The 22,128-nt window shown below is 45.5% G+C and carries 21 protein-coding genes; 18 read left to right on the plus strand and 3 right to left on the minus strand.

The annotated features are described in order from the left end of the window. Positions 1-165 precede the first annotated feature (165 nt). The 12 genes from MKX34_RS14030 (at position 166) to ftsY (ending at position 13,016) form a co-directional block, all read left to right on the plus strand. On the plus strand, positions 166-678 hold the full coding sequence (locus MKX34_RS14030) for a DUF177 domain-containing protein (RefSeq protein WP_036686482.1): 513 nt from the start codon (positions 166-168) through the stop codon (positions 676-678). Positions 679-747: 69 nt separating this feature from the next. Beyond that, entirely contained in the window at positions 748-921 is a 174-nt protein-coding gene (gene rpmF / locus MKX34_RS14035; RefSeq protein WP_019911234.1) for a 50S ribosomal protein L32, read from the plus strand. A 358-nt stretch (positions 922-1,279) separates the two neighbouring features. After that, positions 1,280-1,876 (plus strand): transcription factor FapR, encoded by a 597-nt coding sequence (fapR, locus tag MKX34_RS14040; RefSeq protein WP_036686484.1) that lies wholly within the window; start codon positions 1,280-1,282, stop codon positions 1,874-1,876. Next, positions 1,860-2,849: a phosphate acyltransferase PlsX gene (plsX, locus tag MKX34_RS14045; protein WP_038570599.1), complete on the plus strand. Its 990-nt coding sequence runs from the start codon at positions 1,860-1,862 to the stop codon at positions 2,847-2,849. The genes fapR and plsX overlap by 17 nt, the downstream gene beginning before the upstream one ends. Before the next feature lie 8 nt (positions 2,850-2,857). Further along, complete coding sequence (locus tag MKX34_RS14050) at positions 2,858-3,847, plus strand: beta-ketoacyl-ACP synthase III (protein ID WP_139329841.1); 990 nt, start codon at positions 2,858-2,860, stop codon at positions 3,845-3,847. A gap of 21 nt (positions 3,848-3,868) precedes the next feature. Continuing rightward, on the plus strand, positions 3,869-4,792 hold the full coding sequence (gene fabD / locus MKX34_RS14055; protein WP_076224162.1) for an ACP S-malonyltransferase: 924 nt from the start codon (positions 3,869-3,871) through the stop codon (positions 4,790-4,792). 54 nt (positions 4,793-4,846) lie between these two features. Beyond that, positions 4,847-5,596 carry a 3-oxoacyl-[acyl-carrier-protein] reductase gene (fabG, locus tag MKX34_RS14060; protein ID WP_036686492.1) on the plus strand — a complete coding sequence of 250 codons (750 nt, stop codon included), beginning with the start codon at positions 4,847-4,849 and terminating at the stop codon, positions 5,594-5,596. A gap of 125 nt (positions 5,597-5,721) precedes the next feature. Then, positions 5,722-5,955 carry an acyl carrier protein gene (locus MKX34_RS14065; RefSeq protein WP_036686493.1) on the plus strand — a complete coding sequence of 78 codons (234 nt, stop codon included), beginning with the start codon at positions 5,722-5,724 and terminating at the stop codon, positions 5,953-5,955. A gap of 218 nt (positions 5,956-6,173) precedes the next feature. Further along, the gene (fabF, locus tag MKX34_RS14070; protein ID WP_076101782.1) at positions 6,174-7,409 is read left to right on the plus strand and encodes a beta-ketoacyl-ACP synthase II; all 1,236 of its coding nucleotides are present in this window, start codon (positions 6,174-6,176) and stop codon (positions 7,407-7,409) included. A gap of 15 nt (positions 7,410-7,424) precedes the next feature. After that, entirely contained in the window at positions 7,425-8,129 is a 705-nt protein-coding gene (gene rnc / locus MKX34_RS14075; protein WP_038570606.1) for a ribonuclease III, read from the plus strand. Between the two features lie 273 nt (positions 8,130-8,402). Continuing rightward, entirely contained in the window at positions 8,403-11,972 is a 3,570-nt protein-coding gene (smc, locus tag MKX34_RS14080) for a chromosome segregation protein SMC (RefSeq protein ID WP_036686496.1), read from the plus strand. 36 nt (positions 11,973-12,008) lie between these two features. Then, on the plus strand, positions 12,009-13,016 hold the full coding sequence (gene ftsY, locus MKX34_RS14085) for a signal recognition particle-docking protein FtsY (protein ID WP_036686498.1): 1,008 nt from the start codon (positions 12,009-12,011) through the stop codon (positions 13,014-13,016). Positions 13,017-13,141: 125 nt separating this feature from the next. Here the strand turns inward: ftsY and MKX34_RS14090 are convergent, their stop codons facing one another. Then, positions 13,142-14,020 carry a DUF1835 domain-containing protein gene (locus tag MKX34_RS14090; protein WP_076297747.1) on the minus strand — a complete coding sequence of 293 codons (879 nt, stop codon included), beginning with the start codon at positions 14,018-14,020 and terminating at the stop codon, positions 13,142-13,144. Positions 14,021-14,374: 354 nt separating this feature from the next. Here MKX34_RS14090 and MKX34_RS14095 point away from each other — a divergent pair, with 354 nt between their 5' ends. The 4 genes from MKX34_RS14095 to MKX34_RS14110 all read left to right on the plus strand — a co-directional run bounded on the left by MKX34_RS14095 (position 14,375) and on the right by MKX34_RS14110 (position 18,745). Next, positions 14,375-15,838 carry a circularly permuted type 2 ATP-grasp protein gene (locus MKX34_RS14095; RefSeq protein ID WP_036686502.1) on the plus strand — a complete coding sequence of 488 codons (1,464 nt, stop codon included), beginning with the start codon at positions 14,375-14,377 and terminating at the stop codon, positions 15,836-15,838. 75 nt (positions 15,839-15,913) lie between these two features. After that, positions 15,914-16,867: an alpha-E domain-containing protein gene (locus MKX34_RS14100; protein WP_036686637.1), complete on the plus strand. Its 954-nt coding sequence runs from the start codon at positions 15,914-15,916 to the stop codon at positions 16,865-16,867. Then, positions 16,864-17,730, plus strand: coding sequence for a transglutaminase family protein (locus MKX34_RS14105; RefSeq protein ID WP_036686503.1), 867 nt, complete (start codon positions 16,864-16,866; stop codon positions 17,728-17,730). Before MKX34_RS14100 ends, MKX34_RS14105 begins: the two co-directional genes overlap by 4 nt. 205 nt (positions 17,731-17,935) lie before the next feature. Continuing rightward, positions 17,936-18,745 (plus strand): SDR family NAD(P)-dependent oxidoreductase, encoded by an 810-nt coding sequence (locus MKX34_RS14110; protein ID WP_036686506.1) that lies wholly within the window; start codon positions 17,936-17,938, stop codon positions 18,743-18,745. Here MKX34_RS14110 and MKX34_RS14115 read toward each other — a convergent pair. Continuing rightward, on the minus strand, positions 18,737-19,213 hold the full coding sequence (locus MKX34_RS14115; protein WP_076297748.1) for an SRPBCC family protein: 477 nt from the start codon (positions 19,211-19,213) through the stop codon (positions 18,737-18,739). The genes MKX34_RS14110 and MKX34_RS14115 overlap by 9 nt on opposite strands. A gap of 233 nt (positions 19,214-19,446) precedes the next feature. Between MKX34_RS14115 and MKX34_RS14120 the strand changes: the two genes are divergently transcribed. Continuing rightward, positions 19,447-19,599 carry a hypothetical protein gene (locus MKX34_RS14120; protein ID WP_339205259.1) on the plus strand — a complete coding sequence of 51 codons (153 nt, stop codon included), beginning with the start codon at positions 19,447-19,449 and terminating at the stop codon, positions 19,597-19,599. Between the two features lie 1,522 nt (positions 19,600-21,121). Continuing rightward, a complete protein-coding gene (locus MKX34_RS14125) occupies positions 21,122-21,520 on the plus strand; it encodes a DnaJ family domain-containing protein (RefSeq protein ID WP_038570613.1) in 399 nt (132 codons plus the stop codon). 137 nt (positions 21,521-21,657) lie between these two features. Here MKX34_RS14125 and MKX34_RS14130 read toward each other — a convergent pair whose 3' ends face one another. Then, the gene (locus tag MKX34_RS14130) at positions 21,658-22,080 is read right to left on the minus strand and encodes a GNAT family N-acetyltransferase (protein WP_036686651.1); all 423 of its coding nucleotides are present in this window, start codon (positions 22,078-22,080) and stop codon (positions 21,658-21,660) included. Positions 22,081-22,128: the final 48 nt, after the last annotated feature.

Raw genomic sequence — 22,128 nt, forward strand, 5'->3', positions numbered from 1 at the left:
AGGGTAGATTTCTAGAGATACTGTTAGCACAAGCTGATCTTTTGATTTACACTAATAGTTATATCATAATTCACCGCATTTTCTGAAACAATATAAAGGGAAAATGGTTGACAAAGGTATAGAATACTAGGTATAATAAATTTTGTTTGTTTGGGAGTGATAAGTATGCAGATTCACTTTCGCAAATTAGCGAATGCCGACGAACCGTTACATATTCACGATGTTGTGGATGTCAGCGAGGTAGTCAAAGGGCGCAAGGATATTCTAACTGTTGCTCCGCTCTCAGTAGACCTTAAAGCGCTGCCCGCGGGAACCGATTGTGTGAACGTGGTGGGGAAACTGAGTGGAGATGTGGACATGTTATGTTCACGTTGTCTCACGGAGGTCAAAAGTGATTTGAACATTCCTTTTGCTGAGACTTTCAAGTGGCTTAAGCAGCCAGTTCTTCCAGATGATGACGAAGATGAGGATCTCATTTACGTCAAGGATGAGGTTGTGGATCTTATCCCGTATGTGGAAGAAAATTTCGTACTGCACTTACCGGATTCGGTATTGTGCAAGGCAGACTGTCTTGGTCTTTGTCAGAAATGCGGACAGAACTTGAACGAAGGCACCTGCAGTTGCGACAACACAGTGATCGATCCTCGACTCGCTGGGTTGAAAGACTTTTTCAAATGAAACATTACAACAAAACACATCCTGCTCTGAGGAGCAGGCTGACAGAAATATCACGAGGAGGTGGAACACATGGCAGTACCACAACGTAGAACGTCTAAAACACGCCGTGACAAACGTCGCACCCACTTTAAGTTGGTTGTGCCGGGCATGGTGAAATGTGAACAATGCGGAGAGTTGAAACTAGCTCACCACGTATGCAAAGTTTGCGGAACTTACAAAGCAAGAGAAATCATCAAACAATAGTTTCAAAAATAAGTAGTACTTCACTTCGGTGAGGTACTATTTTTTTGTCCAAATCTAATAAAGATAGGGTTTGCACCTATACTTTATGTTCCGCTCAGAAGTCAATGCTTTATTTTTGGTGCGGCATGCTTTATACTACATATTAGTACCTGGTTCTAAATAATATTTATGATTGTTTGACCTAATATAACAGCGGCCATTCAAGAGGCCGGATGCTTTCTTTAAAATATAAGGAAGTATAAGTTATGCACCTATACTTTATGTCTTATATTTCTCGCTTAAACGCTTACCGTCCTTATTAGGACGCCGAAGGCGTTTACGCTTGGCATGTGCCAGGAGGTGAGCCGCTATCGAGCGGATGTCCAAGAAAGAACGTCAGCAACAGCTGCTACATATAATTGCAGGCAATCCTTTTGTGACTGATCGGGAGTTGACTCGTCAGCTGAAGGTGAGCATTCAGACGATTCGGTTAGACCGGATGGAGCTGGGAATACCAGAACTGCGTGAAAGAATGAAACAAATGGCAGAGCATTCCTATGATCAGGTGCGCTCTTTGCCTGCGGATGAAGTGATCGGAGATATTGTGGATTTACAGCTCGATAAGAGCGGGATTTCGATCTTTGAAATTCGTGAGGATCATGTCTTTTCCAGAAATGGGATCGCCCGTGGCCACTACGTGTTTGCTCAAGCCAACTCGCTTGCGGTTGCTGTGATTAACGATGAAATTGCCTTGACTGCTTCAGCCGACATACGCTTTGTTCGTATGGTTCTGCTTGGTGAGAAGTGCATTGCTAAAGCTCAAGTGCGGTCACTTGCAGGCAGAGGTGGCAAAGCAGAGGTGGACGTATTCACCTATGTCGGAGAAGAATTGGTATTTCAAGGCCACTTTATAGTGTATCGTTCCGCTAATGAAGAGTATAGTGAAGGGGGTAACCGTAGTGCTGATCGCCATTGATGCCATGGGCGGGGACAACGCTCCTGAATGTAATGTCGAGGGGGCGTTGTCCGCGGCCGCGGAATGGAAAGATACGCAGATTGTGCTCGTAGGTGACGAAGCCAGACTAGAGCCGCTGCTGAAGGACAAGCCGTCCAACCTGAGTGTGCGGCATGCAGGAGATGTTATTGGTTCTGATGAAGAGCCGGTTAAGGCGGTTCGCCGCAAAAAAGATTCATCCATGGTTGTAGCTGGACGTATGGTGCGTGAGGGCGAAGCAGATGCTATGATTTCGTCAGGTAACACAGGGGCGCTTATGACTACAGGGTTACTCGTAGTGGGCCGTATGCAGGGGATTGAACGTCCTGCGCTGGCACCTATGATTCCGACGCTGGATGATGTTGGCGTGCTTGCGCTTGACCTTGGTGCTAACATGGATGCGAAACCTGAACATCTGGTGCAATATGCGCTGATGGGCAGCATTTATCGGAATAAAGTGCACGGTATTGCTAAGCCGCGGGTTGGACTTCTAAATGTAGGAACGGAGCCTGGGAAAGGCAACGAGCTGACCAAAGAAGCCTATCCACTGCTGGAGAACTTGCCAGGCATTCATTTTATCGGTAATGTTGAGGCACGCGACGTACTGACAGGAAACTGCGATGTGCTTGTCTGCGATGGATTTGCTGGTAATATCCTATTGAAGTCGCTTGAGGGTACAGCAGGTGCATTGTTCTCTTTGCTGAAGGAGCAATTCAGTCGTTCTCTGAAAACTAAGCTTGGAGCGGCTATGCTGATGCCGGAGCTTAGAGCCCTGAAGGGCAAGATGGATTACAAAGAGCATGGTGGTGCACCGCTGCTTGGTCTTAGCGGATTGGTAGTTAAGGGGCACGGATCTTCAGACGGAAATGCGGTTAAAAATGCGGTAAGACAAGCGCGGATTGCTCTGCAAGCCGATCTTGTGCCAAGTATATCCAAGGAAATTAGCGGGAAGTGAGTGACGAAATGAAACAGTTGCGGCCGGTTGGGATTATCGGTACGGGTAAATATGTACCTGAGAAAATTTTAACAAACAGTGATCTAGAAAAAATAGTGGAGACTAACGATGAATGGATCGTCAGTCGGACAGGGATCCGTGAAAGACATATCGCTGCACCACATGAGGCAACTTCTGATTTAGCCTATGAAGCTGCACTTAAAGCTTTGGATTCTGCAGGCATGAAAGCCGAAGATCTGGATCTTATTATTATTGCAACGGTAACCCCTGATAGCTCCTTTCCTTCCACAGCCTGCATTTTGCAGGATAAACTTGGAGCAAAAGGTGCTGCGGCATTTGACTTGTCAGCAGCCTGCTCTGGTTTTGTATACAGCCTAGCTACTGCGGTTGGCTTTATTCAGAACGGAATGTACAATAATGCACTCATAATTGGTGCGGACACTTTATCCCGCATCACTGATTATACGGATCGTAACACCTGTGTACTGTTTGGCGATGGTGCAGGAGCAGTAATCATCGGTGAGGTTCCAGAGGGACGCGGTTTCCAATCCTTCGATCTGGGTGCTGAAGGTTCTGGAGGAAACTTGCTTAAGCTGGAAGCTGGGGGCTCGCGCTTGCCTGCATCTCAGCAGACGGTTGAAGACAAGAAACATTTTATCTATATGAATGGCCGTGAAGTGTTTAAGTTTGCCGTTCGTGTTATGGGCTCAGCTACAGAACGTGTGCTTACTAAAGCCGGATTAGGTAAAGAAGATATTGATTTGTTCGTACCGCACCAAGCGAATATTCGTATCATTCAATCCGCTATGCAGCGGCTTGACCTGCCACCGGAGAAATGTGTAATCAATGTTGATAAATATGCTAATACATCAGCAGCTTCTATTCCTTTAGCTCTAGTTGAAGCAGCGGAAGAAGGACGCATGAAGGAAGGCGACACGGTTCTGATGGTTGGATTCGGCGGTGGCTTGACTTGGGGCGCGTCCGTATTGATCTGGTAATAGAGGAAGGAGTTCTTACTTATGAGTAAAATCGCATTTGTCTTTCCCGGTCAGGGTGCACAGGCAGTTGGAATGGGTAGAGATGTATATGAAGCTCTTCCGCACAGCCGCGCGGTATTCGAAAAAGGTGATGAGGTGCTCGGATTTCCACTGAGCCAGCTGATTTTTGAAGGACCTGACAGTGATTTGAAACAGACCGTAAATACGCAACCAGCTCTGCTAACAGCAAGTGTGGCTTATCTGGAAGCATTACGTGATCAAGGGATGAAGCCGGATTATGTAGCTGGTCATAGCCTAGGAGAATACAGCGCACTGGTTGCGGCAGGCGTATTGTCCTATGAAGATGCTGTAAGATTTGTGCGTTTACGCGGTCGTTTTATGGAGGAAGCTGTTCCAGGTGGACAGGGAGCTATGGCTGCAGTGCTTGGTGCGGAGCGGGATGCTCTGGCAGAATTATGCCGGAGCGTATCCGAGGAGAGCGGCGTGGTAGAACTGGCGAATGTGAACTGCCCGGGACAGATTGTTGTTTCTGGTTCACAAGCCGGGGTTAACGGTGTTGTGCAGCGTGTTAAGGAAGCAGGCGGAAAGCGGGCTATTCCGCTGGAAGTAAGTGGACCTTTTCACTCTTCGATGATGAAGGCTGCGGCAGACCGCTTGGCAGACGAGCTGAAGAGTGTTACTTTTAATGCTCCGGCTGTACCTGTTATTGTCAATGTTACCGCAGCACCTGTAACGGATCCTGAAGAAATCCGTGAACTGCTTGTCCGCCAGGTGTACTCCCCTGTGCTCTGGCAAGACAGTATTGAATGGCTGATTGCTGATGGTGTGGATACTTTTGTGGAAATTGGTTCTGGCAGTGTTCTGGCAGGTCTGATCCGCAAAATAGACAAAACGGTCAAAGTAATCAACATTAACACGCTAGAAAGTGTGCAAGCTGTCTTGTAAGATACGTTCAAACATTGTTTATCAATAGCAATATGATCGAAGGGGGAATAAATGATGTTCTCAGCATTGCGGGGTCAAACGGCCCTTGTAACTGGTGGCTCTCGCGGCATCGGCCGCAGTATTGCACTTGCTCTCGCGGAACATGGCGTGAAGGTGGCCGTGAACTATGCGGGCAGTGAAGCAGCCGCACAAGAGACCGTAGCTCGGATTGTCGAGCTTGGCTCGGAGGGTATTGCCCTTCGTGGCGATGTCGGCAATAGTGAACAGGCCGAGAACCTTGTCAAAGAGGTTCTGAATACCTGGGGACGTATTGACATTGTTGTCAATAATGCCGGCATTACCAGAGACAACCTGATTATGCGCATGAAAGAAGAAGAGTTCGATCAAGTGATCGAAACGAATCTAAAAGGGGTGTTTAACTGCCTAAAGGCAGCTACACGCCCTATGATGAAGCAACGCTACGGGCGAATTATCAATATTTCTTCCGTAGTAGGTGTAACAGGAAATCCTGGACAAGCTAATTACTCCGCAGCTAAGGCAGGTGTCATCGGTTTAACGAAGGCATCGGCTCGTGAGCTTTCCTCACGGGGGATCACGGTGAACTGTATCGCTCCTGGCTTCATTGATACAGATATGACGCGTGAGCTCTCTGAGGAAGTGCGCAGTGAGCTTGAGAAGGGCATTCCACTTGCTCGTCTGGGGCGCCCTGAAGAGATTGCTATGGCTGTAGTCTTCCTGGCCTCTGAAGGCGCTGCGTATATGACCGGCCAGACACTACACGTGGATGGCGGGATGTATATGTAACTCTCCGTCAAGGAGAAATTACACTGTTTTAATGCTGAAATGTGAGGGATAAAGAAAGCGTTTTTGACGCTCTATGGTATTTTGAACTCATATCTCGTATAATACCAAAAGAGGAGGTGAACCGGATGTCCGATGTATTAGAGCGTGTAAAACGCATTGTCATCGACCGCTTAGGTGCCGATGAAGCTGAGGTAACATTAGAAGCGTCTTTCAAAGATGATTTAGGTGCTGATTCTCTTGATGTAGTAGAATTGGTTATGGAATTGGAAGATGAATTCGATATGGAAATCTCTGATGAAGATGCAGAGACGATTACGACCGTGGGTGAAGTTGTGAAGTACATACAATCTCATACCTAGAGTCATATGATTGAGAGTCCCGTTCCTGCTAGGGCGGGACTTCTCCTCATTTATAGAGCATTAAAGAGGAATCAAAGGTTGCCTTGAGCAACTATATAAGGGATATAACAGAACCGCAGGATGGTTATTGATGCGGTTATCGCTGTTCATATAGTAGCAACAGAAAGTATATAAGTTCTGAATATAATGTATACAACCTATAGATGGGGTGATTGTGTTTGAGTCATAGAGTGGTTGTTACCGGGATGGGCGTAGTTACATCATTGGGCAAAGATTTGGAGACGTTCTGGGATAATCTTATGAGCGGCAAATCCGGTGTATCACAGGTTGAGACCTTTGATGTCAGTGAGTATACTACGCAAATAGCATCCTCTGTTAAAGATTTTGATCCAGAGGCACTTTTTGGTCGTAAGGAAGCCCGCAAAATGGACCGTTTTGTACAATTTGCAGTGGCTGCCGGTGAGGATGCGTTGCGAGATAGCGGACTTAAGATCGGTGAAGATATTGATGCCGAAAGAATAGGTGTATCTGTAGGATCAGGTATTGGTGGTCTTGGAACTTGGGAAGACAATCATAACTTGTTGCTTGAAAAAGGACCGAAGCGGGTTAGTCCGTTCTTCATTCCGATGATGATCGCTAACATGGGTTCTGGACAGTTGTCCATTAACCTTGGAGCAAAGGGTCCTAATACGACGACAGTAACTGCTTGTGCTACAGGAAGTCACTCCATTGGGGAATCCTTCCGCTTGATTCAACGTGGAGACGCAGATGCAATGATCTGCGGTGGTTCCGAAGCGACCATTCGTCCAACAGGTATGGCTGGTTTTTGTGCAATGAGAGCAATGTCCACTCGCAATGATGAGCCTGAGAAGGCAAGTCGTCCGTTTGATGTGGATCGCGATGGTTTTGTTATGGGTGAAGGCGCCGGGATTCTTATTCTGGAATCACTCGAACATGCTGAAAAGCGCGGAGCGAAGATCTATGCTGAGGTTATCGGTTATGGTCTAAGCGCAGATGCTCATCATATGACTGAGCCTGATCCAGATGGTGCAGCTCGCTGCATGAAGATGGCAATCCGGGATGCTGGTATCTCTCCTGAAGATATTGATTATATCAATGCTCATGGTACTTCAACGCCTGTAGGAGATAGATCAGAAACTGCTGCTGTTAAGAAAGCATTGGGTGATCATGCATATAAAGTGGCAATCAGTTCAACGAAATCCATGACAGGTCACCTTCTGGGTGCCGCTGGTGGAGTAGAAGCTATTATTTGTGGCCTTTCCTTGCAAAAAGGGATGATTGCGCCAACGATTAATTTGGACAACCAAGACCCGGAATGTGATCTGGATTATGTACCAAATGTGCCACGTAAAGCTGATCTTGATATTGTAATGTCGAATTCGTTCGGCTTCGGGGGACATAACGCAACAGTTATTCTAAAAAAATATAATTAGTAAGGGGACAGTGCGGTGAAAGGAGAACTGAAGCAGTTACAACAGCAACTTCAAATCCAATTTCACGATTCTGTGCTTCTGAAGCAGGCCTTTACCCATGCATCCTATGTGAATGAACACCGTTTCAATCAGCATCAGGACAATGAGCGTCTCGAATTTCTTGGGGATGCAGTTCTGGAGTTAACGGTTTCTGAATATTTGTACAATCTATTGCCAGACCGACCTGAGGGAGAGTTGACCAAGCTGCGGGCCGCTATTGTATGCGAGCCTTCACTGGTCAAATTTGCGGAGAGTTTAGGTTTTGGCCGTTATGTACTGTTGGGCAAAGGGGAAGAACTTACGGGCGGACGTACTCGCCCGGCCCTGCTGGCTGATGTATTCGAATCCTTCGTGGGAGCGCTTTATCTCGACCAAGGACTGGAAACGGTGCGAAGTTTTCTTGATAATCACGTATTTCCTCTGGTGGAAACGGATGGGAAATTGCAAATGCAGATGACCGATTATAAGACGGAACTGCAAGAGCTAATTCAGCAGCACAATATGGGTACATTGGAATATCGAATTATAGAAGAACGGGGACCCGCACATGAGCGTGAATTCGTCTCAGAGGTGTATATGGCTAACCGTTCACTTGGTAAAGGAAGCGGCCGGTCCAAGAAGGAAGCAGAGCAGCAGGCAGCGGCAGCTGCACTCTTGCATCTGAAAGAGGACGGTGCCTGAGTTTTGCATCAAGGGGACAAGCGGAGGAGAGCAGCAAAGGTCTGAATACCGGCGTTTAGGCGGAGCTCAGACCGTTGCTGCTCTTTTTCGACAATATAAGAACTTATATGTCCACGTTATAAAGTAGCCTTCTATTTCTCGCTTAGACACTTGCCGTCCTTATAGGGAAGTTAAGCGAAAGCGTTTATGCTTGAAGGATAGAATAAGCTGCATCTTAATGGTTTTTTAGGGTACAAACGCTATGGTATAATGGGTCAGAGGTGATTGGCAAGTATGTTTTTGAAACGGATAGAATTAGCTGGTTTTAAATCATTTGCCGACAAAACAGAAATGGAGTTTGTGCGCGGTATAACGGCTGTAGTTGGCCCGAACGGAAGCGGCAAAAGCAATATTTCTGACGGCATACGCTGGGTACTCGGCGAACAGAGTGCTAAATCACTGCGTGGCGGCAAGATGGAGGATATCATTTTTGCTGGAAGTGATGCGCGTAAAGCCGTGAATTATGGCGAAGTATCACTTACGCTTGATAATGAAGATCACACACTTCCGCTGGATTTTAGCGAAGTTACAGTGACTCGGAGAGTTCATCGCAGTGGAGATAGTGAATATTTAATTAATAAGCAATCCTGCCGTCTGAAGGATATCACAGAGCTGTTTATGGATACCGGTATCGGACGTGAAGCCTATTCGATTATCGGGCAGGGTAGGATTGAAGAAATTCTAAGTACTCGTTCCGAAGATCGGCGAGGCATCTTTGAAGAAGCATCAGGTATTGTAAAATATAAATCGCGCAAGAAAGACGCAAGTCGAAAGCTGGATGATACCGAGCAGAACCTGCTTCGTATTCATGATTTGATCAGTGAGCTTGAGGATCAGATTGGGCCACTTAAGGATCAGTCCGAGAAAGCTATCCGCTTTAAGGAACTTCGCGAACAATTAAAACATCAGGAAATTTCAGTATACGTACACCAGATTGAAGGCATTCATACCGCTTGGCAGGAAGGTAACGCAAAGCTTGAAACGTTGAAGGACGAGCAGCTGGAGCTGTCTACCGTTGTTTCGGCTCATGATGCCAAGCTGGAGAGCGGACGCTCTGAACTGCGCACACTCGAAGCACAGATCGAGAAGCAGCAAGAGCAATTGCTGCGTTATAGCGAAGCATTTGAGAAGAGCGAAGGTTACGGTGAAGTGCTGAGGGAACGCAAGCGAAATCTGGAAAGCAATCGTGAGCAGTTAATGCTCACGTTAGGTTCGGTTGGCGAGCGTTCTGCAGATCGTCAGCGTGAAGTCGTGGATCTGGAGCTTAAGCTTGAACAATCGCGGCTTAAGCTTGTGGATCTTCGGAAACAGATCGAAGATGAAGAGACAAGGCTTGAAGGTGTGGCAGACGGGATTAGCCAGAGCCAGGAAGAAAAGCTCAAAAGTGCTCTTTTGGAGTTAATGAACCTTATGGCGAATGCACGTAACGAAATTCGTTACGCGGATCAACAGAAGGAGAATCTGGAACGTCGTATGAGCCGCAGTGAAGAAGAAAGCGGCAAATGGACAGCCCGGCATGAAGAGTTGTCTGCCAACCAGAAAGGGCTGAAGGACAAGATTGCCCAGCTAGGGAAGGAACTTAGCAATCTTCGCGGGGCTTACATCACTGAAAGTGAACAGCTCAGTAAACGTCAGAAGCTGATTGAAGAAACACAGTCCGGTCTTCGGAAGTGGGAACAGAAGCGGGAAGCGCAAGTCTCTCGTCATGAGACCATGAAAGAGATGCAGGATGATTTCGATGGCTTCATGCTTGGGGTTAAAGAAGTGCTCAAGGGCGCCCGGAAAGGACAGCTCAACGGAGTGCATGGTGCGGTTGCAGAGCTGATCTCCGTTCCGGAGAAGCTGGAAATGGCGATTGAGACTGCTCTAGGTGCATCACTTCAGCATGTGGTCATGGATAATGAGACTGTGTCCCGCCAAGCGATATCATTTCTAAAGCAACGTCAGCTGGGACGAGCTACCTTTCTTCCGCTAGATGTTATCCGGCCGCGCCAGATTTCTGGCAGTGACCGTGGTATGGTGGGTGATGCTGACGGATTTGTTGGAATTGGTTCCGAACTCGTTGGTTACGATGATAAATATACTAGCATTATCGGCAGTTTGCTCGGCAATGTGGTTATTGCGGAGAGCTTGGAGCAAGCGAACCGCATTGCCGCTAGATGCCAATATCGTTATCGGGTAGTTACACTGGAAGGCGATGTAGTTAATGCCGGCGGTTCGATGACCGGGGGTAGCCAGCATAAGAAGAACAATAGCTTGCTTAGCCGCAAACGTCAGCTGGATCAATTAAGCAGTGAAATTGAAGAAAGCGAACGTCAAATAGTGAAGCTGAAGCAAGGCATTGCCAGACTTCGTGAGGAGCAGGAGAACGCTAGCGTGAAGCTGGAGGACCTGCGCCGTGATGGTGACGAGAAGAGACTGGAAGAGCAAAGAGTCTCCGGTGATTTGAAGCAGCTCGAGCATGAGCTTCGGCATGTGCAGGAGCAAGTGGAGAGCACAGGTGCGGAACGCAGCGGCTTTGAGAGTGAAGTACGTGCGCTTGAAGAGACGCGGAAACAAGCCACTGCTGAGCTTGAACGCCTTGAAAAGGAAGAAAAGGAAGCCCATGAGGGTATCCGTAACGCTGAATCTGCGCGTAAAGCGAATGAATCAGCTAAGGAAGAGCTGCAAGGCAAGTTGACCAGTATGAAAGTCTCGGAAGGCAAGCTTGATCAGGAGATATTCTCCCTGGAGGAGCAGTTACGTCGCCTTAGACAAGATGTGGGTTCACAGGACAAGGAGCTGCGCCAGAATCGAAATCTGTTACATACGATAGAACAAGATCTGGCTAACAATGCTTTGGAAGCTGTGAAGCAGAAGGAAGATTTGAACAGTTACCGGTTGAAGAAGGAAGAGACGACTGGAACTTTGGATTTTGCCCGGGCTGAGCGTACAGCGTTAACCCGTAAGCTGGAACTTGAGGAAGGCAAGACTAAAGATCAACGTCAGGCCCTTAAAGTAGTCGAGGACAAGCTGCGTGCCACTGAAGTTTCTGTTGGTCGACTCGATGTGGAGCTGGATAATATTCTCCGCAAGCTGAGTGATGACTACGAGCTAAGTTATGAATTAGCGAAACAGAGATATCCGGTGCCTGAAGATGTACCTGCCGCACAAGCCGATGTACAACGTTTGAAACGCAGTATTTCTGCGCTAGGTGAGGTTAACTTAGGGGCGATCGAAGAATATCAGCGGGTCCATGAACGGTATACGTTCCTCAGTGGACAAAAAGATGATCTAGTCGAAGCTAAGACTACTCTGTATCAGGTAATCCGTGAGATGGAAGATGAAATGTCCAAGCGTTTCAAACAGACCTTTGATGCGATCCGTAAACAGTTCGGGACCGTGTTCTCAAAGCTGTTCGGAGGCGGGCGAGCTGATCTTATGCTGCTGGATCCGGAACATATGCTGGAAACAGGTATAGATATCGTAGCCCAACCACCGGGTAAAAAATTGCAAAATCTGCAGCTCTTATCCGGCGGCGAACGCGCTCTAACTGCGATGGCGTTATTGTTTGCTATCCTGCAAGTGAAGCCAGTTCCGTTCTGCGTATTGGATGAGGTTGAGGCTGCACTCGACGAAGCAAACGTTGTTCGTTTTGCACAGTACTTACGCGAGTTCTCTGAACAAACTCAGTTCATCGTCGTTACCCACCGCAAAGGAACGATGGAAGAGGCGGACGTGTTATACGGAGTAACGATGGAAGAGGGCGGCGTCTCCAAGCTCGTCTCAGTACGTTTAGAGGATGAAGAAGCTGAGATTGCTTAAATTCATCAAAGAAGAGAAACTTTTAGGAGGAACCAAATGAGCTTTTTTAGAAAATTAAAAGAAAGCATTTCCGGCAAAACGGAGAGTGTAACGAAACAATTCCGCGACGGATTAGAGAAAACCCGTAAAGGTTTTGTAGAGAAGGTCTCCGACCTTATCATCCGCCGCAAAAAGATAGATGAAGAGTTCTACGAAGAGCTGGAAGAGATTTTAATTGGTGCAGACGTGGGTGTAAACACTGTTATGACCCTTGTCGAGGATTTGCGTGCCGAAGTGAAGCAAAATCGGATTGAAGATGCTGCCGAGCTGAAGCCGATTTTGTCCCGTAAGCTTATGGAGCTGCTGCGCGGAGATGATGATAACAGCCTGAAGGAAAATCCGAATGGAATTACAGTTATTTTGTTCGTTGGGGTTAATGGCGTGGGCAAGACGACTACCATCGGCAAGCTGGCTCATCGTTACAAACAAGAAGGTAAAAAAGTTCTTTTGGCTGCAGGGGATACGTTCCGTGCCGGAGCGATTGAGCAGCTTGAGGTTTGGGGCCAACGCGCAGGCGTAGATGTCATTAAACAACAAGCAGGCTCTGACCCGGCGGCTGTAATGTACGATGCGGTGCAAGCGGCTAAACAGCGCAATGTGGATATCTTAATCTGCGATACTGCTGGCAGACTGCAGAATAAAAGCAATCTGATGGAAGAGCTCAACAAAATCTTCCGCGTTATTCAAAGAGAAATCCCAAGTGCTCCACATGAGGTACTGATGGTGCTAGATGCTACGACAGGTCAAAATGCACTTACACAAGCCAAGTTATTTGGTGAAAAGAGTGGCGTCACTGGCTTGGTCTTGACGAAGCTGGACGGTACGGCTAAAGGCGGAATCGTTGTAGCGATTCGTCAGGAAATGAATTTGCCGGTGAAGTTTGTAGGTCTTGGAGAAAAAATGGAAGACCTGCAGCCATTTGATTCGCAGCAGTTCGTACATGCTCTTTTTGCTGGATTAATTGCCGAGGAAGAAGAGTCAGAAGAATCGGAAGAGCAAGTGTAATCAACAGCACAATATAATCATAAAGAAGTCATATTTAAAAGGAATGCCCTCGAAGCTATATTTAGTTTAGGAGGGCATTCCTTTTCTTTTTTATAAAGGGTTTGTCCGTCATTTAGTAGCAACTGCTAAGCGATTCTTAGAAAGTATAAATGCATCGCGTAAGGGATCCCTTTAAATAACAGCTTTCCCTCACTAACTAGCCTCCAGAAGCGATATTCTATGAATGAGGTACTGATATACAAATTCCATTGCCCTATAATTGTGCCTACAATCAGACCTGCATTTACGTAGCCATCTCGATCCTCATACTGTTGAAGTTGCAGAATTAAAGAAAGAATTTCTTCGTCATAGTAACTCTCGGGAACATTCATAAGCTGGCCATCAACCCAAACTCTAAGCATATCCTCGGTGTTGCTGATTTTTTGCCACTCTAGTTCATACTGTTTTCTTTGAGCGGAGGTGACAGGGGATGTGTTTTCGGTGATTTTTATAATTTTATGCACAGCTTCGTTTGGGAGCTGACTAAGTGCTCTGGGATATAATCCGATTTCAAATGGAGCGGCAATCTCCCTATAAGCCTTGACGGGATCAATAACATGAATAGGTTGCGTCCTCTCATTAAGAATAGAAAGCGCAAATCGTAAACCTGTCTGATCATGGGAGTTGTCTCCGCACCAAATAGTGATTTTTTTGTCCTCGGGAATTTCTTTTAAGGTCTGTATCACGGCTTCCAGTTTGTGCTGGGGATTGAGATGATAACCATGATCCGGAAATCGTTCCTGAAACCATAACTCACGGGTATGATAGCCTTCATTATTATGTAATTCACGCAACGGTCCAGCAGAGAATGTCTCATTAAATGAAAGTACTCGTATTAAATGGCGATAACCCAAATGACTAAGGGCTACCTTCATTGACCCCGCTTCCGATAGACCAAATAACAGATAAATGTGATTCCGCCTAAGCTCTTCCTGCTCAATTGACATAGTATATTTGTGCTCCATAGGTCACTCTCCCATCGCAACAAATTATACCATACTCAATGAATCCACATCCGCAGGCAACTATATAAAAAATACATTATATGAAAAATTCATAATAGTAATGCTTGTCACACTTCCTGCATACAATTCAATGATGAATGTACATTTCATCTCCGGCAACCTATATAAGAGAGAAAGGAAGCGATTCCAAAAAATACAAATACCTCTGGAATCACATTTCTCTGTTATATATGTTGACATGAACAAGTAGATTTACGTATTATGAGAATATAAACCAATATTTTCATGGATGTTTTCTGAAATGAAAGTATAAGTTGTTAACAAAGATTACATCTATCGAAAGGAGTCGGGCTCATGTCCAAATTAGATCCTCTGCCAGGTCTGTCTCCGTATCCATTACAGCATTTTTTCGATGAAATGTATGCTGATAAGAGGAATGTCCGGCCGCACTACAGACATGTGAACCGCATGTTTTCCGGAATGAGCTCCGAAGAGCTGCAAGGGAAGCAAAATTTAATGCAGCGTAGGATGATGGAAGAAGGAATTACCTTTACGCTTTACAATCCGGCTCAAGATCATCCTATGGAGCGAACGATCCCCTTCGATATGATTCCACGTATAATCCCTAAGAATGAGTGGGAGAGGCTAGAAGCTGGAATAATTCAGCGTATCACAGCTTTGAATTTGTTCATTCATGACATCTACCATGAGCAATACATTGTTAAAGATGGCATCGTCCCTAGGCGTATGATTATTTCCAACTGTTACTTCCGGCCAGAAATGTCAGGTCTGCGAGTGCCCGGTGGAGCTTACATCACCACCTCAGGAATCGATCTGATCCGCCATCACGATGGGCATTATTATGTACTTGAAGACAACCTGCGAACACCCTCCGGCTTTTCCTATCTTTTTAAAGGCAGAACACTTATGAATCAATTGTTTCCTGAATTGTCCTTTGCCAGCTCCATCCGAGATGTAGATCATAGCTTAAATCGCTTCTTATCCGTGCTTCGTAGTCTATCTCCATCAAGGAGGTCAGATCCGGTTATAGCACTCCTAACGCCTGGAGAATACAATTCTGCATATTATGAACATGCTTTTTTGGCACAGCAGATGGGTATACATTTGGTCGAAGGACGAGATTTGGTAACAAAGGATCACAAAATATATCTGAAAGAAATGAACGGACTACGTAGAGTGGATGTGCTGTATCGTCGGTTGGACGATGATTACATTGACCCGCTAGCCTTTCAACCTGATTCTTTACTGGGTGTAGCAGGACTTATGAATGCTTATAGGGCAGGCAACATAGCGATTGCTAATGCTCCGGGAACCGGTGTTGCAGATGATAAAGCGATGTATGTCTATGTACCGGATATGATTCGTTATTATCTGAATGAAGAGCCGATCCTTGGCAATGTGCCGACGTATTTGTTGTCCAGACCCGATGAACGCCTGTATGTTCTTGAGAACCTATCCGAAATGGTTGTTAAGGAAACCTCATTATCCGGTGGATATGGGATGTTGATCGGAAGCGAGGCAACCAAAGAAGAATTAGCCGAGTTCCGAATGAAAATTATTGCTGATCCAGATCGTTATGTGGCACAGCCAATTATGTCCTTGTCTAGAGCACCTGTATTGTCGGGAGGCACTATGGCACCCCGGCATATCGACCTTCGGGCTTTTGTATTAATGGGTGCAGACCGGAAGCCGCATGTCATACCTGGCGGATTAACCCGAGTGGCTATGAAAGAAGGTTCATTGGTTGTGAATTCCTCGCAAGGTGGTGGCGTAAAGGATACTTGGGTTATGGCGTGATCTATTATCTTGTAAGCCTTGATTGTGAATCAAAAATATGCAGCATCAATTTGGAGGATAAAGGAGTGGCTAAAGATGCTGAATCGAAATGCGGAGGCTTTATTCTGGATCGGCCGATATATTGAAAGGGCAGAGAATCATGCGCGGCTAATCAATGTACATTATCATATCCAGCAGGAAGAGGATTTTCAGGAAGAAGGACATAAATGGTCGAGGCTTATCGATGCATTAGGGGTTCGAAGTGAATATTTACAGCAGTTCGAAACCTTTTCTGAACAGGACGTGTTATCCTTTATTACACTTGATTTAGGCAATTCGAATTCATTATTCTCTTGCGTACATCATGCCAGAAATAATCTTCGCACACTGCGTCAGCATCTTCCAAGTGAGCTATGGGATGTCGTCAACAGCTTTAATCTATGGCTTGGTGAGCGGTCAGTTGCTGATATTATGAGTGGTCCACATCATTTCTACCAGCAGGTGAAGGAACGTGCAGCTATGTTTCTAGGAGCAGAACAATCCGTAATGCTTAGAGGGAATGAATGGCACTTTATAGAGAGCGGCCGTTTTTTGGAACGGGCCGAGAATACGACGCGTATTTTGCAGGCAGTTATAGCCTCTTGCCGTTTCAAAGAGCTTAATGCAATCTATATTCAGTTACAGGCTGTGCTGAAATCCGTAAGTGGGTATCAGGCGTTTCGCCGTTATTATGCAGATGCCATGTCACCGGAGAGCATTTTAGATTTTTTGATCGCGAATCCCAAATTTCCACGTTCGATCCGCTTTTCTTTTCACCAGCTGGAAGAACATTTAGCTAGACTTGAACTGGATTCCTCAGAAAAAGGCTCAGGTCATGAGAAGGTCATCCGTCAAGCAGGAAAGCTGAAGGCAGAGCTGGATTATATGGAAAAAGAAGAAATGTCCGGTGAGCTGGTGGAAGATGTACTGCAATCACTCGTAATATCTTGCCAGAGACTGGGCAAAACGATGGAGGGCGCCTTTTTTCGGCGAGAAGGAGTATCTGTATGAAGATTCAAATCAATCACACCACCACATACAGTTATCCAGAGCCAGTTACGGACAGTGTCAATGAAATCAGACTCACCCCTCGCACCAACTATCGGCAATCCTGTTATCACCACGAGGTTGAAGTATATCCGGCAGCTAATCTATTAACGTATGAGGATTTCTTTGGTAATCGGGTGCATGCCTATTCAGTTAATAAGCCACATACGGAAATGGTAATCCATACGAAAGCTACTGTAGTAACACTGGATAAATCTCAAGGTACCGATCTTCCGCGAACCAGCCTTGAAGAGCAAGTTAAACTGCTAAATGATGAGAAGTTTCAGAACCGGTACATTGAGTTTATTTTGCCGACCCGTTATACCGAGGTGACTCCTGAATTGGTAGAGTTCGCCTCACAGTACCCTTTTAGTGAAGCTGAAGATATGTATCAATGGATTCTGAGGTTATCTTCGACGATTTATGAACAGTTCACCTATGATCCTGAGGCAACAAGCGTAAATACAACGGTAAAAAAAGCCCTGAAGCTCAAGCGGGGTGTCTGTCAGGATTATGCTCATCTTATGATCGCTGTCTGCCGCAGTGTGGGTCTGCCTTCCAGATATGTTAGTGGATATCATTTTGTCGGTGATCTACAGAGCAGCAATGCCAATTTCGAGCAGGCTTCACATGCTTGGGTGGAGACCCATATTCCGGGTACGGGCTGGCTTGGTTTTGATCCGACGAATAATGTTGAAGTGAACTGGCGTTATATCAAGCTGGGTCATGGACGGGATTATAAAGATATAGTACCTGTAAAAGGGGTATATCGCGGCGGAGCAGGCACACTGACTGTAAAAGTGGACGTACGCAAGCTGGACAATTGAATTGAAATAATCGAAACATCGAAACAATCAAAAAAATCAAAATATTCGAAACAAACTCTCCGCTCATCTTATTGAATGGGGAGATTTTTTTGTGCGGCGTGCTTAAATTATGAAGATTTATGAACGAGATGATTCCATTACAGGTTTATTTGGGTAATCTTGATCCATAGTACTTATCTTACAGACATTAGAGGAGAGATTACATATGAGCCCAAACATATCTAAGAAACAAAGATTTATTGGAAAAACAGCGATTATAACCGGAGCGGGCTCGGGAATTGGCCGTGCTACCGCTATTAAGCTGGCGCGGGAAGGTGCAAATGTAGCATTGTTTGATTTAAATCTTGAAAGAACCTCTTCCTTGGCAGAAAAGCTTAATAAGCTTCGAAAAGATTGCGCGCTGGCCATAGAGGTAGATACTTCGGATGAGAAAAAGATGGAGGAAGCCGTACGTTGTACGGTGGAACAATTCGGAGGCGTGGATGTAGTATTCGCTAACGCGGGAATTAATGGCGCTGTGGGTCCGATAGAAGAACTGAGCTTGAGCGACTGGGAGCGTACGATGTCGGTGAATTTGACGGGGACTTTTTTGACCCTGAAATATACCATTCCTCATCTGAAAGATAAAGGGAAAGGCAGTATTATTATTACTAGTTCCATTAATGGGAACACTAGATTTGCCAGCTTTGGATGGTCTACTTATAGCACTACCAAAGCTGGACAGGTGGCTTTTGCCAAAATGGCAGCTCTCGAGCTTGCTAAGTTTAAGATTCGTGTAAATGTGATCTGCCCTGGGGCTATTGCTACGAATATAGATGAAACCACTGAAATGAGCGAAGATGTGGAAGCAATCGTCATTCCAATTGAATTCCCTGATGGAGCGCAACCCTTGGCGGATGGACCGGGCAAGCCGGATAATGTCGCTGATCTCGTTGCTTTTCTGGCTTCGGATGAATCTATCCATATTACAGGTGCGCAAATCGTGATTGACGGCGCGGAGTCCTTGTTATCCTAATTTCGAGATGGCTTCCCGGTAATGCTCGTACAATTTGTTCCATTCGTCTTTCCGTGACTCCAGCGTCGTGCCTTCCAAAAGATGCTGGATCACTTCTAGACAAACATGCCAGCCAGCGAGATCTCGTGGTGTATGCGGGGTGAGTGTTTGTAGTGTTTCGTTCAAGACCAGTAAACAGCCTCCTGAATTAGGGTATAACTCAAAACGAACAAGATCCTCAGCCCAGGTAAACTCAAAAACAGATTGATGCTGCAGCGCGGTAATTTCCATATCCACAAACGTTCCGTTCTGCATATCAAACTTTATAAGTCCGCCTTCACGTAAGTCTTCGATTCTTAATTCAGAGAACCATAAGGCAAGCTTCTCATTCTCCGTCAGGTAGGACCAAATCTCAGATGCAGAATGCTTTAACTGGCGTTCGAAACGAGCAGCATAATGTTGATCTTCTTTTTGGATGTTAGCTAACATGAATATTCTCCTTTGGACTACTGTGGTAGTCCTTTTTTTATTGAGTTGAGTCTTGTTAGAAAGAGTATAGCAATCGCCTGTGTTAATTGCACGATGGGGCTGAAGACTAACTTATAGGGTATCGAGGGCGATGAAATAGTGGGAGAAATAAGGTCACATGCAGTCCACGAGCTCGATTTGCGTACGGTGCGGAGTTAGTGTTGGCGGGGAAAAGGGAGTGATGACAGGGATAAATGACTGATGAATGGCGGAATAAACGTAGCATCTACAGTGGCGAGTGTGTTCTAATGTATCGGACTATACTGCAGCTATTTGGAGTTTTTGGTGTGTTTATTAGAAGTATCGGACCGCATAGCACTTATCGCTGCGATTTTGAACAAAAGTAGGGTGTGTTAGTGCGAATAGCTGCAACTGAGTCCGAAAGCAGAGAAAAAAGGCTTGAATTTGTGAAATAAGGCCATCTGAGTCCGAACGTTACATGGTGGTGAGGAAACATCGGCGTTGCGGACTGTATTGCAGCTATTTGGAGTTTTTGGTTTGATTTTTGATCGTTTCAGACCTCATAGCTCTTATCGCGGTGATTTTGAACAAAAGTAGGGTGTGTTTGAGCGAATAGCTGCAACTGAGTCCGATAGCAGAGCAAAGAGACCTGAATTTGTGAAATAAGGTCATCTGAGTCCGAACGTTTCATGGTGGTGAGGATGCATCAGAGTTGCGGACTGTATTGCAGCTATTTGGAGTTTTTGGTTTGATTTTTGATCGTATCGGACCGCATAGCACTTATCGCTGTGATTTTGAACAAAAGTAGGGTGTGCTTGAGCGAATAGCTGCAACTGAGTCCGAAAGCAGAGAAAAAAGGCTTGAATTTGTGAAATAAGGCCATCTGAGTCCGAACGTTACATGGTGGTGAGGAAACATCGGCGTTGCGGACTGTATTGCAGCTATTTGGAGTTTTTGGTGTGTTTATTCGAATTATCGGACCGCATAGCGCTTATTACCGCATTTTTGAACAAAAGTAGGGTGTGTTAGAGCGAATAGCTGCAACTGAGTCCGAAAGCAGAGAAAAAAGGCTTGAATTTGTGAAATAAGGCCATCTGAGTCCGAACGTTACATGGTGGTGAGGATGCATCGGCGTTGCGGACTGTATTGCAGCTATTTGGAGTTTTTGGTGTGTTTATTAGAAGTATCGGACCGCATAGCGCTTATTACCGCGTTTTTGAACAAAAGTAGGGTGTGTTAGAGCGAATAGCTGCACCTGAGTCCGAAAGCAGTGAAAAAAGACCTGAATTTGTGAAATAAGGTCATCTGAGTCCGAACGTTTCATGGTGATGAGGAAACATCGGCGCTGCGGACTGTATTACAGCTATTTGGAGTTTATGGTGTGTTTATTAGAAGTATCGGACCGCATAGCGCTTATCGCTGTGATTTTGAACAAAAGTAGGGTGTGTTAGAGCGAATAGCTTCAAGTGAGTCCGACAGCAGAATAAATAGGCCTGAATTTGTGAAATAAGGGCTGCTGGGTCCGAACGATCTATGGCGACCAAGATGTAATGAAGATGTAATGAGGGTGTAAAAGATGTAGTATACGAGCAAGAGCTCATGGTTCCAAACGTTTCACGGTGGCCAGTGTGTGCTGACGTTGCGGTTATGGACTTAGAATATACATTGTATACGATAGGATAGTTACGGAGTCCGAGTTATTCAACTGTGTGACGTGGGACAAGGGGCATTTGAGTAAATAGCTCGCCATCCCTATAGTTAACAGCATAGGAAAGATCTGAGAAAGCATTCCAGCACCTTGATGCAAATCCTAAGTCTTTTATGCTAAAATTAACGCAATTCCGTAAAATATACTTTTGATTAGGTAGGGTTGATAATAGTGTGGCATTGGTAAAGGAGGCTGCGTATATGGGGATGATGTCTTGGTTAGCTGAACAGCGGATTCAGGAGTCTATGCGTAACGGGGAATTTCGAGATTTACCTGGGCATGGCAAGCCGCTGGAGCTTGAGGATTTATCAGGTGTGCCAGAAGAATTACGGATGTCTTTTAAAATCATGAAGAACTCCGGACTTGTTCCTGAGGAAATCTCTCTGCGAGCTGAATGTGTTACGTTGGAAGGATTGCTAGCGGCGTGTCATAATAGCGGAGGTGCAGAAACCAGTGAGGGCAAGGCTCTGCGGTCAAAACTGTCTATGAAAAGACTGCGTCTACAGGAGTTATTGCGTGAACGCGGCTTGGATAGTAACCCTGCTTTTATGCAATACAGTGCTCAAATACACGGACAGATGATAAAGGAAGAGGATTAATGCTGGTTAGGTTACTGCCTAAATACCTACGGTCATTTGGACATCAGAATAAATAGTGTAAAATAAAAGGCATCTCTTGGTCGTTTTAGACAGAAGAGATGCCTTTTTGCTTGTTGTGTGTAACTAATCATGTATGCTCATCTAATTTGTTTGAAATAAACCCATTCCGGGTCGCCATCATCTAAATTCTCAATGACTCCGCTTTTAACAAACCCTTGAGAAAGACATAGTTGCTGCATGATCGTATTGGATTCATTGGTAGAGGTGAAAAGCTTGGGGGTTGGGCATTGTTCCTCGATGTAGCTAAGGAGTGTTTTGGCTATGCCTAGGCGTCTGAACTCAGGATCCACAATGACCAGCTGAATAAAACAACATTCGAAAAAGGTGGTATCGTAGCAAGCAAATCCTACAAGCGTTCCATTATGCGATGCTACGTAACACTGCTCATGATTGATATATTTTTCAATCTTCGATTTGCGGCTTTCATTGCCAATGATCTTGCTGTCTACTTTGGTTAGCATGGGTAGATCTGAAATTGTAGCTTTTGTTACGAATATCATAGTAAGTCTCCTTATTAATATTATAGAGGGTATGAATGGTAAGTCTTG

It is taken from the genome of Paenibacillus sp. FSL R5-0636, assembly GCF_037974255.1.
In the GTDB taxonomy this organism is placed as follows: domain Bacteria; phylum Bacillota; class Bacilli; order Paenibacillales; family Paenibacillaceae; genus Paenibacillus_AQ; species Paenibacillus_AQ odorifer.

Excerpts from the sequence above, each read along its gene's own strand:
- MKX34_RS14120 (WP_339205259.1), top strand. The coding sequence starts at position 19,447 with ATGACTGATGAATGGCGGAATAAACGTAGCATCTACAGTGGCGAGTGT.
- fabG (WP_036686492.1), top strand. The coding sequence starts at position 4,847 with ATGTTCTCAGCATTGCGGGGTCAAACGGCCCTTGTAACTGGTGGCTCT.
- MKX34_RS14115 (WP_076297748.1), bottom strand. The coding sequence starts at position 19,213 with ATGTTAGCTAACATCCAAAAAGAAGATCAACATTATGCTGCTCGTTTC.
- ftsY (WP_036686498.1), top strand. The coding sequence starts at position 12,009 with ATGAGCTTTTTTAGAAAATTAAAAGAAAGCATTTCCGGCAAAACGGAG.
- MKX34_RS14065 (WP_036686493.1), top strand. The coding sequence starts at position 5,722 with ATGTCCGATGTATTAGAGCGTGTAAAACGCATTGTCATCGACCGCTTA.
- MKX34_RS14125 (WP_038570613.1), top strand. The coding sequence starts at position 21,122 with ATGGGGATGATGTCTTGGTTAGCTGAACAGCGGATTCAGGAGTCTATG.
- smc (WP_036686496.1), top strand. The coding sequence starts at position 8,403 with ATGTTTTTGAAACGGATAGAATTAGCTGGTTTTAAATCATTTGCCGAC.
- MKX34_RS14130 (WP_036686651.1), bottom strand. The coding sequence starts at position 22,080 with ATGATATTCGTAACAAAAGCTACAATTTCAGATCTACCCATGCTAACC.
- MKX34_RS14110 (WP_036686506.1), top strand. The coding sequence starts at position 17,936 with ATGAGCCCAAACATATCTAAGAAACAAAGATTTATTGGAAAAACAGCG.
- MKX34_RS14030 (WP_036686482.1), top strand. The coding sequence starts at position 166 with ATGCAGATTCACTTTCGCAAATTAGCGAATGCCGACGAACCGTTACAT.
- MKX34_RS14105 (WP_036686503.1), top strand. The coding sequence starts at position 16,864 with ATGAAGATTCAAATCAATCACACCACCACATACAGTTATCCAGAGCCA.
- MKX34_RS14100 (WP_036686637.1), top strand. The coding sequence starts at position 15,914 with ATGCTGAATCGAAATGCGGAGGCTTTATTCTGGATCGGCCGATATATT.
- MKX34_RS14050 (WP_139329841.1), top strand. The coding sequence starts at position 2,858 with ATGAAACAGTTGCGGCCGGTTGGGATTATCGGTACGGGTAAATATGTA.
- fabD (WP_076224162.1), top strand. The coding sequence starts at position 3,869 with ATGAGTAAAATCGCATTTGTCTTTCCCGGTCAGGGTGCACAGGCAGTT.
- fapR (WP_036686484.1), top strand. The coding sequence starts at position 1,280 with ATGTCCAAGAAAGAACGTCAGCAACAGCTGCTACATATAATTGCAGGC.
- MKX34_RS14090 (WP_076297747.1), bottom strand. The coding sequence starts at position 14,020 with ATGGAGCACAAATATACTATGTCAATTGAGCAGGAAGAGCTTAGGCGG.
- rpmF (WP_019911234.1), top strand. The coding sequence starts at position 748 with ATGGCAGTACCACAACGTAGAACGTCTAAAACACGCCGTGACAAACGT.
- MKX34_RS14095 (WP_036686502.1), top strand. The coding sequence starts at position 14,375 with ATGTCCAAATTAGATCCTCTGCCAGGTCTGTCTCCGTATCCATTACAG.